Origin of the sequence: Pseudomonas sp. CH235 (assembly GCF_004368175.1) — a bacterium.
In the GTDB taxonomy this organism is placed as follows: domain Bacteria; phylum Pseudomonadota; class Gammaproteobacteria; order Pseudomonadales; family Pseudomonadaceae; genus Aquipseudomonas; species Aquipseudomonas paraglycinae.
On sequence record NZ_RRZJ01000015.1, the window covers coordinates 109,611 to 122,603 of the forward strand.

The 12,993-nt window shown below is 60.7% G+C and carries 12 protein-coding genes; 2 read left to right on the forward strand and 10 right to left on the reverse strand.

All coding sequences use genetic code 11. The annotated features are described in order from the left end of the window. Nucleotides 1-204 precede the first annotated feature (204 nt). The 7 genes from gspF to gspG are packed head-to-tail and all read right to left on the reverse strand — an operon-like array spanning nt 205 to nt 8,267. On the reverse strand, nt 205-1,416 hold the full coding sequence (gene gspF, locus EIY71_RS17175; RefSeq protein ID WP_102718838.1) for a type II secretion system inner membrane protein GspF: 1,212 nt from the start codon (nt 1,414-1,416) through the stop codon (nt 205-207). Then, nucleotides 1,416-2,822, reverse strand: a complete 1,407-nt coding sequence (gene gspE / locus EIY71_RS17180) for a type II secretion system ATPase GspE (RefSeq protein WP_085646839.1) — start codon at nt 2,820-2,822, stop codon at nt 1,416-1,418. The genes gspF and gspE overlap by 1 nt, the downstream gene beginning before the upstream one ends. After that, nucleotides 2,819-5,170 carry a type II secretion system secretin GspD gene (gene gspD / locus EIY71_RS17185; RefSeq protein ID WP_134022431.1) on the reverse strand — a complete coding sequence of 784 codons (2,352 nt, stop codon included), beginning with the start codon at nt 5,168-5,170 and terminating at the stop codon, nt 2,819-2,821. The genes gspE and gspD overlap by 4 nt, the downstream gene beginning before the upstream one ends. After that, entirely contained in the window at nt 5,167-5,712 is a 546-nt protein-coding gene (gene gspM / locus EIY71_RS17190) for a type II secretion system protein GspM (protein WP_134022433.1), read from the reverse strand. The genes gspD and gspM overlap by 4 nt, the downstream gene beginning before the upstream one ends. Then, complete coding sequence (gene gspL, locus EIY71_RS17195; protein ID WP_134022435.1) at nt 5,705-6,850, reverse strand: type II secretion system protein GspL; 1,146 nt, start codon at nt 6,848-6,850, stop codon at nt 5,705-5,707. The genes gspM and gspL overlap by 8 nt, the downstream gene beginning before the upstream one ends. Further along, a complete protein-coding gene (gspK, locus tag EIY71_RS17200) occupies nt 6,847-7,800 on the reverse strand; it encodes a type II secretion system minor pseudopilin GspK (protein WP_134022437.1) in 954 nt (317 codons plus the stop codon). The genes gspL and gspK overlap by 4 nt, the downstream gene beginning before the upstream one ends. A gap of 8 nt (nt 7,801-7,808) precedes the next feature. Next, nucleotides 7,809-8,267, reverse strand: coding sequence for a type II secretion system major pseudopilin GspG (gspG, locus tag EIY71_RS17205; protein ID WP_007959380.1), 459 nt, complete (start codon nt 8,265-8,267; stop codon nt 7,809-7,811). Nucleotides 8,268-8,413: 146 nt separating this feature from the next. Between gspG and gspI the strand changes: the two genes are divergently transcribed. Continuing rightward, on the forward strand, nt 8,414-8,794 hold the full coding sequence (gene gspI / locus EIY71_RS17210; RefSeq protein ID WP_134022439.1) for a type II secretion system minor pseudopilin GspI: 381 nt from the start codon (nt 8,414-8,416) through the stop codon (nt 8,792-8,794). Between the two features lie 218 nt (nt 8,795-9,012). Here the strand turns inward: gspI and EIY71_RS17215 are convergent, their stop codons facing one another. Next, on the reverse strand, nt 9,013-10,347 hold the full coding sequence (locus EIY71_RS17215; RefSeq protein WP_134022441.1) for a hypothetical protein: 1,335 nt from the start codon (nt 10,345-10,347) through the stop codon (nt 9,013-9,015). A gap of 746 nt (nt 10,348-11,093) precedes the next feature. Between EIY71_RS17215 and EIY71_RS17220 the strand changes: the two genes are divergently transcribed. Beyond that, complete coding sequence (locus EIY71_RS17220) at nt 11,094-11,456, forward strand: DUF6124 family protein (protein ID WP_007959368.1); 363 nt, start codon at nt 11,094-11,096, stop codon at nt 11,454-11,456. An 86-nt stretch (nt 11,457-11,542) separates the two neighbouring features. Here EIY71_RS17220 and EIY71_RS17225 read toward each other — a convergent pair whose 3' ends face one another. After that, nucleotides 11,543-11,830 carry a hypothetical protein gene (locus tag EIY71_RS17225; protein WP_134022443.1) on the reverse strand — a complete coding sequence of 96 codons (288 nt, stop codon included), beginning with the start codon at nt 11,828-11,830 and terminating at the stop codon, nt 11,543-11,545. Further along, nucleotides 11,757-12,548, reverse strand: a complete 792-nt coding sequence (locus tag EIY71_RS17230) for an N-acetylmuramoyl-L-alanine amidase (protein WP_256661096.1) — start codon at nt 12,546-12,548, stop codon at nt 11,757-11,759. The genes EIY71_RS17225 and EIY71_RS17230 overlap by 74 nt, the downstream gene beginning before the upstream one ends. Nucleotides 12,549-12,993 lie beyond the last annotated feature (445 nt).

Here is a 12,993-nt window from a genome sequence, read left to right on the forward strand (position 1 = left end):
GCTGGATCGAGGCTCGGGTGATGGAGAATCCTTTGCAAAAATGCTGAATTATTTATTGCTCTGACTGGCCCTATCGCTGGCAAGCCAGCTCCCACAGTGGTCGGTGTTGTTAATGTAATTTTCTTCCCAACACAAAAAATCTGTGGGAGCTGGCTTGCCAGCGATAGCGCCCGCACAGACAACATCCAACCAACAGACACACTACTACTGCACCAACTGGTTGATCTCAATGATCGGCAACAGCACCGCCATCACAATCACCAGCACTACCCCGCCCATCACCACGATCATTAGTGGCTCAAGCAGAGCGGTCATGCCCATCGCCCGGCGCTCGATATCGCGGGACAGGGTTTGCGCAGCACGTTCGAGCATCGGCGGCAGCGCACCGGTTTTCTCGCCGCTGGCGATCAGGTGAATCAGCACTGGGGGAAACACGTTCTCCACTTTCAGCGCAGCCGCCAGGTTGACGCCCTCGCGCACTTTGGCGGTGGCCTCATTGACGCTCAGGCTCAGACGATCATTGGACAAGGTCTGCCGCGCCGCTTCCAGCGCTCGCAACAACGGCACCCCCGCACCGCCGAGAATCGCCAGCGTCGAGGCAAACCGTGCAGTGTTCAGCCCCAGTACGAAACGCCCGATCAGCGGCAATTTCAGCACCCGATGATGCCAACTCAAACGCGCCGCCGGATTGCGTAAATACAGGCGCCAGCTCCAGAACGCACCGGCCATGACGCCTGCGCACAACCAGCCCCACGCCCGGATGAAATCACTGGCATTGAGCATCGCCAAAGTCAGCCCCGGCAGATCCTGCCGCGCCTGGGAAAACGCGCTGACCACCTGCGGCACCACGTAGCTGAGCAGGAAAATCACGATGCCGATCGACACCAGCCCGACCACGCCCGGATAGATGAACGCGGTGAGAATCTTGCCGCGCAGGTTGTTGCGCTCCTCGATGTAATCCGCCAGCCGCTCCATCACCTGCGCCAGATCACCGGACTCCTCGCCCGCCGCGATCAGCGCCCGGTAAATCTCCGGAAAATCCCGTGGTCGCGCCGCCAGCGCTTCGGCCAGGCGCATGCCGCTGCGCACGTCGGCACGTACGGCGCTGAGTGTGTGAGCGATGTGTTTTTTCTCGGCCTGTTCGACCGTGGCGCTCAGCGCCGCCTCCAGCGGCAGACTGGCGCCAAGCAGGCTCGACAGTTGCCGCGTGGCCCACGCCAGATCGTTGTCCGACATTCTGGCGCTGAACATTCCACCGCCGCCATGTTGGGAGACATTGCTTTCCTTCTCCACCGACAACGCCGTCAAACCACGCCCGCGCAGCACGCCAAACGCAGCGCCCTGACTGTCCGCCTCCAGATGCCCGGACTCGATCTTGCCGCTGGCATCGGCGGCTTCAAAACGATAGCGATTCATCAGGCGTCCCGTGTCACACGAAGGATTTCTTCAGGGGCCGTGGCACCGCTGCGAATCCAGCGCTCGCCGTCCTCGCGCAGGCTGAACATCCCGGCCTTGCTCGCCGCCGCGCGCAACGCCTGCTCCCCTGCGCCTTGGTGAATCAGGGTGCGGATGTCGTCGTCGATGCAGAACAACTCATGAATGCCGGTCCGGCCGCTGTAACCGGTGTGATTGCACGCCGCACAACCGACCGGGCGCCAGGTGCCGGGCGTGGCCGGGTCTTCCTGTTTGCACTGATTGCACAGCCGCCGCACCAGGCGCTGAGCCAACACGCCGAGCATCGACGAGGCCAACAGAAACGGCTCGACGCCCATGTCGACCAAGCGGTTGACCGCCGACACCGCATCGTTGGTGTGCAGAGTCGCGAGCACCAGGTGACCGGTCAGCGAAGCCTGCACCGCGATCTGCGCGGTTTCGAGGTCACGGATTTCGCCGATCATGATGATGTCCGGGTCTTGCCGCAGAATCGCCCGCAATGCCAGGGCAAACGTCATGTCGATCTTGGCGTTGACCTGAATCTGGCTGATGCCCGGCAAGTCGTATTCCACCGGGTCTTCTACGGTGAGGATGTTGCTGGTGCTCGCATCCAGCCGCGCCAGTGCCGCGTAGAGGCTGGTGGTCTTGCCGCTACCGGTCGGGCCGGTGACCAGCACGATGCCGTGGGGCTGGCGGATCAGGTGATCGAGCTTGGCCAGCACCTGCGCATCCATGCCCAGGGTTTCCAGATGCAAACGCCCGGCCTGCTTGTCCAACAGACGCATCACCACCCGCTCGCCATGACCGGTGGGCACGGTGGAAACACGAATGTCGATCGGCCGCCCTGCTACGCGCAACGCAATGCGGCCGTCCTGTGGCAGGCGTTTTTCCGCGATGTCGAGCTGGGCCATGATTTTGATCCGCGACACCAGCGCACCGTGCAATGCCTTGCGCGGCGAGACCACGTCGCGCAGGGTGCCGTCGACCCGGTAGCGCACCACCGAATGGGTTTCGAACGGTTCGATGTGAATGTCGCTGGCCTCGTCCCGCGCCGCTTGCGTGAGCAAGGCGTTGATCATGCGGATCACCGGCGCGCCGTCCTGGGTGTCGAGCAGGTCGGTGATTTCCGGCATGTCCTGCATCAGGCGGTCGAGGTCGACTTCGTTTTCCGCCGCGCCGACCACCGCCGCCGCGCTGCCGGTGTCGGCGTAGGCCGTGGCGAGCAAACCGTCGAGTTCGTCATCGCGCACCCGCTCAAGCCTGGCCGCGCCGAACTGTCGACGCACCTCGCTGATCGACCAGCCCGGCGTCGACGGGCACACCGTCAGCACGCCGTCGCGCAGCAGAATCCGCTGCGCCTTGGCCCAGGCGTAAGGCAATGCGCTCATTGCAGCGGCACCGCTTTGATCGTCGCGCGGGGGCCGGACACCGGTGCCGGCACGCCTTGGGCAGTGGCCGGCAACTGCGGCGCCTGCATGTCCGGCATCGCCCAGCTACGCTCCGGTTGCAGACCGCCCTGGGCGCGGCGCATGAAGTCGTAACGGTTCAGCGTGATGCTGCGCCCCGCCGCGCTGTCGCGGATGATGTACGGGCGCAGGAACACCATCAGGTTGGTCTTGGTGATCGAGCGGCGTTCGTTGCGAAACAGCGCGCCCAGCCCCGGAATGCTCGACAGCCATGGCACCGCGTCATTGCTCTGGCTGTAGCCGTCCTGCAGCAGACCGCCGAGCACCATGATCTGCCCGTCATCGAGCAGGATGCTGGTGTCGAGCGCGCGTTTGCTGGTGACGATCCCCGCCGAATTGGCCGCCGCCGAGGCGCGTTCGTCGATGCTGCTGACTTCCTGATAGATGTCGAGCTTCACCGTGCCGCCCTCGGAAATCTGCGGCCGCACGTTGAGCTTCAAACCGACCTCTTCGCGGGTCACGGTCTGGAACGGGTTGTTGCTGGTGCCCCCGCCGCCGGTGACGTAACTGCCGCTGACAAACGGGATGGTCTGGCCGACGAAAATGCTCGCCGCTTCGTTGTCCAGGGTCAGCAGGTTCGGCGTCGACAGCACGTTGGTGCCGCCCTTGCTCTTCAACGCCCGGGCCAGCACTTTCAGGTCGAGGATCTTGCCGATGCCGGGGATGTCGACGGTGCCGTTGACGTAGCCGAGGTTCAGGCCTTGTGGCAGCACATCGAGGCTGGTCTTGCCGTTGACGTTGATCCCCGAGCCGCCGAGGTTGGCGCCGCCAATCACGCCTTTGCCGCCGAGGTTGCCGGTCTGCCATTGCACGCCGAATTCACTGGCGTCGTCCTCGCCGACTTCGACAATCAGGCTTTCGATCACCACTTGCGCGCGGCGCTGATCGAGCAGGTCAATCACTTCGCGCAGGTTGCGGTACAGCGGCTCCGGCGCGGAAATCAGCAAGGTGTTAGTGGTCGCATCGGCCTGAATGGTCACGCCGCCGGCGCTGAAGGCAACGTTCTGTTCGCTGTTCTGCGCATTGCCGCTGCCGCTGGTGCCGCTGCTGCCCTGAGCGTAACTGCCGCCGGTGCTGCCGCTGGTGGTGGTCGAGGTGCTGCCGTTGGTTTGCGTACCGCTCTGGCCGTTCTGCCCGCCGCCCGAGTTGGTGGAGCTGCCCATGTTGCTGAGCACCGAGCGCGCATTGTCGCTGGTGCCGCTGTCGCTCTCGCCGGTGAGCAATCCGCGCAGCGCCTGGGCCAGTTTGCCGGCCTGGGCGTTGCGCAGATACACCACGTGCAGGTTGCTCGGATTGCTTTGCGCGTTGTCGAGTTTGTAGATCAGGTTGCGCGCCAGCTCCGTGCGCTCGGGGCTACCGGCGCGGATGATGATGGTGTTGGAGCGCGGGTCGCCGATCACCGCGATTTTCTGCGTCGGATCATTGCCCGGTGCATCAAGCAGGTCGGCAACCATCGGCGCGATGTCGGCGGCGATACCGTTCTGGATCTGCACCACGTCAGTGTCGATGGCGCTCGGGGTGTCGATGCCCTGAATCAGTTGCGCGACCCGCGTCAGGTTCTCGGCGTAATCGGTGACGACGATGGTGTTGTTACCCGGATAGGCGTTGATCGGGTTGTTCGGCGACACGATCGGGCGCAGCACCGGAATCAGGTTCACCGCGTTCTCGTATTGCAGGCGGAACGTGCGGGTGAGCATGCCGTTGCCGGCCGGTTTGTCGGCGCTGTAGATCGGCCCGCCGAGCAACTTGGCGTCGGCCTCCGGCACCACCTGCGCCACACCGCCGACATCCACCACGCTGAAGCCCTGCATGCGCAGCGCCGCCAGCAGCATGTCGTAGGCCTGATGCGCCGGCACCTGGCCTTCGGAGACCAGCGTCAGATTGCCCTTGACCCGTGGATCCACCAGAAACTGCTGGCCGGTGGAGCGCGACAACGCCCGCACCACCGCTTGAATATCCGCATCGACAAAATTCAGCGTCACCGGTTGATCGCCCAACGGATTAGCCGGCAACGTTGTGCCCCGTGCCGAACCGCCACTGCGGGCGCGTTCGGTGATGTTGTGCAACTGCTTTGGCGCCGGTTTTACCTGTGCCTGCGCACGCTCGCGGTCGAGCACCGCGTCGCCGCTGCGCTGAGTGTTGGCCAACGGCCGACCGAGTTCGCTGTCCACCAGCAGCGGCGGTTGATTCGGTGGTGTGGTGTTGCTGCACGCGCTCAATGCCATCAACAGCATCGGCAACGCCATGCGTTTGGATCCTGACCCCTTCATGAAGCTTCCTTAGCGCCCAGCGCCTGATCCATGCGTACGGTGCCCGACAGAGTGCCGGCGGTGTCATTGGTCGCGGCGTCGTCTGCGCGTTGCAAACGAGCCTCGACCACTTGCAGTGAAAAATTCCGGGGTTGGCTCAGCAGCCAGTCGAGCACGGAGTCGGCGGGTGCCGCGTCGAAGGTCAACTGCCAGCCGGCGGACGCGGCCGCCAATTGGTAATGGCCGCCCAGTCCGCTGGCCTGCAAGGTCTGTTGCAGCGACTGCTCCAGGTTTTGCCCGTCGGGGCGCACGCTGACGTCGCGCAACAGCACTTCCAGCGCTTCGGCCTGGGCGCGCAGTTTCGGCGTTTCGACTTGTGAGGTGGCGATCTTCTTCAGCGGCGGTTGAACCAACGCCACCCACACAAACAGCCCCAACAACAGCGCCGCCATCCCGCCGACCATACGTTTTTCCCGCAAGGCCAACGGCTGCCAACGGGCCTGCAACTGGGTATTGAAGCGCTGCCAACCGGCGCGGTATTTCGCAAGCGATGGGCTATTCATCTTCGGCTCCGCTGCTGTCGTCGTTGTCGGTGGCGGCGGTCGCCTCGCCGGCCGGGCGCAGGACCCAGCCGTCGTCATTCGGGCTGATGCTGATGCCGGCCTGGGCCAGCGTGTCTTGCCAGCCCTTGTCGTTGCCCGAACGCCGGGCTTCGGGCAGCAGACTCAGTTGCAGCGCGCCGTCGACAAACTCCAGCCGCTGCACCGTACCGGCCATGGACGGCATGCCGCTGCCGGCCTGCGACACCAGCCGCGTGAAATCCTGCCCCGGCGCATCCACCGCGCCTTGCTGGCGAGCCGCGATTTGCTGACGCGCCTGTTGCAGCGGATTGAGGATCACCGGCAACTCGGGGAACGACTGCTTCACCCGTTGCGCCATCTGCGCCTTGAGCTGCTGACCCTGCCCGGCCTCGCGGGCGGCGTACAGGTTCAAACCGATCACCCACACCGCCAGCGCCAGCGCACAGCAACCGAGCGCCCTACCCCAGCCGCGATGTTCGGTGCCCGGTTGCTGGAGGCCGCCGTGCAGGCCCCAATTCGGCAACGGGCCGGCGTTTCGCTGCGTGTCGGCCAAGGTCGATTGCACCGCCTCCGGTGCGCCATCACCGATCCAGTGCGCCGGCAGACCGGTTTCCAGCAACCATGCCTCGTCGATCATCGGCTGCACCTGCGCCGCATTCGGGCCGTGGCGCAGCAACAGATGATCGTCGTGCAGGCAACCGACGCCGCCCGCCATCACCGGCAAACTGTAGGCCGCCGGGTACAGGCCTTTGAGGTTCAAACCAAACTGCCCGAGGTGCTGCAAATCCTTGCGTGCTACCCAGGCAATCTGCACCTGGCCGCTTTCATTGCGAGCGCTGTGGGCGATGTGCATCTCGGCGCTGTCGCCGAGCATCAAGGCCTGCGCCGCACATTGCACAGCGGCAGCAGTTTTGCTTGCAGGCAGCGGCGGCAGATCAATGCTCGCCAGCAGGCTGTCCGACGGGTGCAGAAAGCACACCAGCGGTTGCTTCGGCAGCGCACCAAGCCGCACGCGTTCCTGGCGAACGACCTGCCCCTGACGATCCAGCCAAGCAGCATCCACTTCACTGTCGAGACCCAGCTCCGCCAGCGGCGGCAAACTCACGCGCAACTGGCTCATACGCCCACCCGCGACCAGATCACTTGCGGCAGACGATCCTGACTGCGATGCAGCAACGCATCGAGGCTGACCCGCCGCTGATCGCGCCGCGCCTGCCCGCGCAGCCGGAACCAGTCGCTGGTGATGCCGACCTTGACGCTGGTGATCTCCAGTTGCGGCAGTCGCAGGCGATTGACGAAGTCCCCGCGATTGATAAACCAGCGCCCGGCGTCACGCTCATTGATCAACGCCTGCGCCCGCTCCAGCGACAGCCCCGGCACGTAAGCCGCCAACACCGGCGCGGTGGCCGTGTTGCCGTTGAGCCAGGTGGTCGCCGGAATCACCGTCAGGTACGGCGCGAGTTTCGCCAACAGCGCATCGTTGACCCCGTCGACACTGCGCAAGTCTTCAAGCGTGCGCAGCATCGGCAAGGTCGGCGATTGCGGTTTGCGCGAAGCGGACGGCGACGTGGCGCGCCCACTGTCGAAAGTGTTTTTCGCCACAGGCTTGTCCACCACTTGGGCATTCAACAGGTGCGGATAAGAGCCGATCACCCGCTGACTGATGCGCCGGCTCAAGCCGCTGCTGACACCGATCAACTCGCACAAGCGCTCGAACGCCTGCACCTGCGCGTCATCGATCCGCTCGTTGGCCACCAGATTGCGCAGGTTGAACTTGCCCTGCTCGTCCTCCAGCCGCCCCTCGAAACCCTGGGTGTTCAACAACTGCGCCCAAGGTTGATCGAGTCGGGTCAGCGGATCGCGCTGCCGCGCATCCCACAACAATTGCCGACTGATCTCCAACCCGCCGTGCAACACCCAGCGGCCCTGCACGCGCAGTTGTTCGGCTTCCAGCGCCCGGGTCGCAACGCTCTGGCGCGTCAGCATGCCGGCGGCGATCACCGCGACCACCGCCGCAATCAGCAGCGCACTGATGATCGCCATCCCCTGCTGGTTCGATTGGCTGTTCATGACCGGCCTTACAACTGCCAGGAACCGATGTCGGCATTCACGCCATCGCCGTCAGGCTGGCCGTCGGCGCCGAGGGAAAAGATGTCGATTTCGCCGTTGGCACCGGGATTGAGGTACTGATAAGGACGACCCCACGGGTCATTCGGCAGGCGCTCCAGGTACGAGCGCCAGTTGGTGTTCTTCGCATCGGCCGGCCGCTCGACCAGCACCTTCAGGCCCTGACTCTGGCTCGGGTAAGTGCCGTGATCGAGGCGATACAGCTTCAGCGCCTGCATCAACCCGCCAATGTCCTGCTTCGCCGCCGTGGCCCGCGCCTGATCCGGCCGATCGAGCACCTTGGGTACCACCATCGCCGCCAGAATCCCGAGAATCACCACCACCACCATGATCTCGATCAGCGTGAAACCCTGCTGCCCACGGGGCATCCGGCTCGGTCGATTGGGCTGTTTGAACTGCGCGATATCCATCTCGTCATTCCCTGGCTTGATTCGATTCGACGCGCAGTGTTGCAAGAAGATATGTCAGGGATGTTGAAAATCCTCGGGTGTTTTCGTCGTCAAGCCGTCAAGCACGGGCGTTAGCGTCAAGGGCTGCCCGACCGCCCGAGACCCCGATGCGCACCCCCTCCCCGCAAGCCGGATTCACCCTGATTGAAGTGCTCGTGGCGCTGGCGATCATCGCCGTCGCCATGTCCGCCGCCGTGCGCGTGGCGGGGTTGATGACGCAGAGCAGCGGGATATTGCGGGATCGCTCGATTGCGATGATTGCGGCGCAGAGTCGGATGGCTGAACTTCGGTTGGAAGGGAAATTGCCGATGGGGGTTAAGGCGATGGAGTGTGATCAGGGGCGGTTGTTGTTGCGGTGTGAGCAGGTGATTGGGGGGGCGGAGAATGGACGGTTGCTCAAGGTTGGAGTTCAGGTGTTTGACCGCAACCAAGATGCGCCGCCGCTGGCTCGGCTGGAGACGTTGCTTAGCCGCCCCGAGAATCCCTAGCCCGAGCCCGCCTTAAATGTCGGCCCCTCGATGGCAAATGAATCAGCGTAGGATATTTCCGACACCGACCTAAAGATCTAAACCAACTTGCACGTACCGCGTTGAATCCATAATCAACTCGGTCTCTCAGGTCGATGTAAAGCGCAAGACACCTCGGTCAGTCCCCTCTCCCTCCGGGAGAGGGCTAGGGTGAGGGCCGCTCTTGACCCTCCCGTTTATCAGGCCGAGTAGGGTTTTGAAAGCACCCCGCCGCCCGCACCAAGAATGACAAGAAGCACGTCGTCTGCCGGATGGGGGAGAACGTCGGTACGCAGAACACCCGAACTTCTGTAACCAGAAATCCTGACAAAGTTGCCGCCCTGGCTGCCCTTAAAGTCGATCGCGCCGTTCACACAGCCACCGTCGGTGAGTTCAACCATGTTACCCGCCCCCTCCATACGAATACCTATGTAATCAGGGTTCACCGCCGCCGCTGTCGCTCCAAGCACACCACTGATCTTGTTCGCCGTCCCATAGTTTTCAATGCAATAGGTGCCACGGGTCGCGTAGTAATCGCAGGCGCTGAAAGTGTTCTGGTTACTGATAATCTTGAGCGGACAGTGACCGCCCTCAAAGTGTGAGTTGACAGCCGTACAACCGGGTGCCGATTGATCGATATAAACCGACGCCGCTGGAACATTGCTGGTAGAAGAACGGTTCCAGGGATGCAGGTTATCCGCTCTGAAGTTCCTGCTCGCGTACAACCCAAAAAAGGAGTTATCCGCGGAAACTCCACAGTCCAGCAACGTGACGTTAGTCATCGAGGAGTCGGTCGGGCCGTTGTACAACCAGCCATGGCGACCCGTTGTGTCAATCAGGATGTCTTCATACGTACTTTCAAAACCCAGCTTGCGCTCACCGTCAATGATGTCGAAATCAGTGACCAACCCATGGTAGGCAGACTGTGTAATCGTGACCTGTCGCAGAGTCTGCTTGGCGCCTTTGAGGGCAAAGGTGTTTCCGCTGGTGTTGTTGGCCCGGTTGCCGTCGAACTGCATACCGACAATCGAAACGTTGTTCGTGTTGACGTTGAAATTCGAAGAAATGAAATCCGTGTTCAAGCCACCATTGGCCTTGAGAATGGTAAAGAACTGCCCTTTGCCAACCCAGGACATGTTAGGAATGATCTGGATGAACTCACAGACGTAAGTGCCGTAACCCCACAGGATTCTCGCGCCTGCAGCCGTCACTGCAGCGTTCGCCAGATTCAAGACACTTTGGATATTCACCGAACCATCGCGTTTGAAGCCACACTGCTCGGCGGTGACATTACCGTCGTGCATCAACTTCCAACGGCCACCATCGGTCGCGACGATAACCATCGGGCTTGCCTCCTTGGCCGTCGTGCCTGTTGTGTCCAAAACGTACTCGGCATGCCCTCCATCTCCGCGAGCATGAAAGCCAAGCGTTGAAACCTTCTTGTACGTGGCCGAACTAACGGCGCGTAGATCTTCGAGGATATCGACCGTCATGCAATCAATCTGGGTGGCGAGGTTTGTGGTGTTTCCTGTCATTGGGCATAAATCCTTTTGCGTGGAAAAAGCCCCGCGGCTGGCGGGGCTGGTTGGCAACCTGTGGTGTTGAGGACGGGTTGCGATGGGGTTGGAGCGATTCGTTTTTAGACGGCTTGTGGAGCCGGCTGGAGGCAAGAATATGCATCAACGCATATTTAATCAATGCATTTATGCATACCTGTTTCGATCACGCCACGACGCCGATGGCCGATGGCCGATGGGATGGAGCGTGATCCAACGACTAGAGCGCTCGCCTCTGAATCCATAGCTGCCTCGGATGTTCAGGTCGACGTATGGCGCCAGCCAACCCGGTCAGTCCCCTCTCCCTCCGGGCGGTCCGACGTATCGGGAGGGCCAAGGCGAGGGCCGCTTTTGACCCGCCCGTTTAACCGACTGCATGAACGGTGTTTAAAGACACCCATCGTTACTTCCTCAAGGCTACAACGCCTTGCGTCATTGCCTACGACTACGCCAGAATCCGCCGGCTTGTGCGTCTGGGGTGCGGGTCTTATCGTTTCCAGGTCACTGAAAAACAGTGATCGGGTTTGGTAGCCCGCACATGAGTTCTGCACAGCATCACCATTCGTGGCGTCGTTTCGTCTCGGCTTTATGGTGGTCATGCACAGGGCACCTTCGGGTGCGCCGGGTTCCTCATGTGCCGGTCTACCAACCTGAGCATGGCCGCCACCTTCGTTTGGTAGCGAAATTGGATGGCCTCCCTTTTTGAAGCATGAGGAGTTTCATCTATGTTCAAACCGACACCAAATCCCCCCGAAACCGATCCGGTTTCACCCTACAAATTCCCCGACTCCCGAACCCTCAACGAAGCCGCCGAACGCGCTCTCGACCACTACCTCACCCCACAACAACGCATCATGGGCAGCCACCACAAACACGACCCCATGTACCTGGCCAATCCTGCCTACAACACCGAATCCCTGCTGGCCAACGCCAGCGAATCACTGGGATCGGCCAGCGAAATGCTCAACAACTTTGCTGCCACGCTGGAACCGGCCCATCGCAAGACTGCGATCGGGATTGCGCAGTTGGTGATGTTGAGTGAGTTGGCGGTGAATCAGGCGCTGGATCATGTTGAGGTGAAAGCGTAAGCGTCTGAGCGCCGTAGCCCAACTGCCGAAAAGAAAATGGCCGAGGTTGTCAGGTGTGACTGACGACCTCGGCCAAATGAGCATTTCTATTTTTTGCGGCACATCTCGACGTCATCCTGAGTCTTCAGGTCTGTGTCGATTCCCAAGCGATACCTGCAGTAATCAATAATCCACCCCCGCTCCTCTGCTGTCAGGCGCTCTACCTTCCTGATCTCTCCATCGTTGGCGTGGATGTTGTAGAACTTCATCTGAAACGTCGGATGCTTCTTGATGAAAACGATGGTCTCGATGTCTCCGTCCTCAATCGCTTCGTAGTAGCCGACATAGAGCACGGTTACTACGACGAGGATTGCTGCGATTAAAAGCTTTTTCATTGCTGTGGCGCCGGCGGTGGAAGCAGTTGGGTTTTAGCTCGGATATTTCTGACCAGCTCCATTCCAATGTTGCCAGGACAAATTTTTCCTTCAGAGCCTTGTCCTGGATATTCCCGGTGACCACCAAAATTCTTGATAAAAAAACGCTTTTCAATGCATCGATCAGGTGCATCAGCGAAACGATTTGCTCTTTGGGAATAACGTTTGTGGTGCTGTAACCGATGCTATCCAGAGCCACCCGACCTTTGGCGACCCAATCGCCACCCTCCTCCGGTGTCGTCAGGTTTTCAAGCAGGACGATGCCAATCAGCCCCGTGTTGTATTTCAGAACACTTGAACCCTGAAGCCGAATGTCACGACCTTCAAAGACCTGCCCAGTGCAATCAATTCCGTAGTGGTAGCCAATATCGTCGTACTTCTGGCTCAGGTGTCCTTTCTGGATTTCTTGCATCTGCTCTGCACCGGGAGTGCAGCTATGGCTGCGGCCCGCGTGGTGCAAAGCGATCATGGTGTAGTCCCAATCCTTGACCATGTCCTTCTTGCCATCCAACGCTTTCCAGGACGAGCGCTCGACAAACGTGACCTTCAAATCCCGAACCCGTTTGATAATCGCCTCACGAGTAGCAACTCGATCATTCACAGCCACCGGTATAGGGCACATGAACTCGCCCGGCTTAATCTCCTGAGCAGTTGCTTGTGTCGCAAAACTGGCGGCCATTACTGTTTCTCCAAAATAGGGACTGATCTATTTTTAGAAAATAGATCTGTCCCCTTTTCTCGCAACCACGGAAGCGGGGTGAACATAAAGGTTGCAGTAGCGGCGCTGAGCCTGCCTCCGGTGGTGAGGCCGGAAGTGGTCATCTATGAGCGACAGCAATCGGCCAAAGACGTCTCACTTCGTCCGCTTACGCCCCTTTGCTAACCATTCATAGTATTTAGGCCCGGGCGGAAGGGCGTGGAAAAAACAATAAGGATCATCGGCTTTATGGCTGCATAACTAGATCTTGATTGACCCCCTAAGATACTTCGCACCTCATTAACTCAATAACGAGAAAAAAGCTATAAGTACTGAAACTGGTCACTGCCGTTTTGGCACAATGGAGGCAATAGTTTTTGCAACCTCTAAAAAATGATCTTTATCCAATTGCATTTTTTGTATTTCA